The following is a 666-nucleotide window of genomic DNA, read 5'->3' on the forward strand; positions in this document are numbered from 1 at the left end:
CCTCAACACCGCCGGCGCCTTGGCCTGGCTGGGTCAACTGGGGCGCCAGAGCCTGCAGGCCGGCGCCCCCGGCAACATGGATCGCCTGCTGTACCGGCGCCTGGGCACCTACCTCATCGCCTCGCTGGGCGAGCAAGCACTCAACCTGCGCCTGAGCGAACACGCACTCGAGGGTGACACCCCCTCGCGAGGACGGGTGGCCGCCCCCATGGTCCGACGCCTTGATCGCGCCTACGTGGAGACGTTGCAGGGCGCTCATGCTCACTCGTTCTATCGGCTTCGGCTGGCCAGTGGGCTGCTCCTGCTGGAGGCGGGACTGCTCCTGTTGCAGGGGCAGCGGGATGACAAGGACCGGCGTTTCTGGAGCGAGGTGGTGGCCGCAGGATTGGCCAGTGCGGCAGCGGGATTCGAGCTACTGGCAGTGGGGACGGAACAGACCCTGCTGGGCGTCGAGCGGAACAGCGCGATTGCGCGGGGAGCGGACATCAGCCTGGGGCGCTATCGGCTATGGGGGGCGGCGTTGGCGACGGTGGGGGGCGTTGTCAGTATTGCGTGGGACATTTCAGATGCCGAAGAAGCAAAAATCAGATCCAAATCAATGCTTGCCGCAGCATACAGGACAAGAGCTGTATCTACGATTGCCCTAATTCTGGGGCAGGGAGGAAT

1 pseudogene is annotated in these 666 nt (G+C 65.2%); it reads left to right on the forward strand.

The annotated features are described in order from the left end of the window. A pseudogene (locus CC207_RS27065) lies at positions 1–666 on the forward strand (hypothetical protein); the annotation flags it as partial.

This window comes from Pseudomonas sp. DrBHI1 (genome assembly GCF_002205115.1).
Classification (GTDB): Bacteria; Pseudomonadota; Gammaproteobacteria; order Pseudomonadales; family Pseudomonadaceae; genus Aquipseudomonas; species Aquipseudomonas mosselii.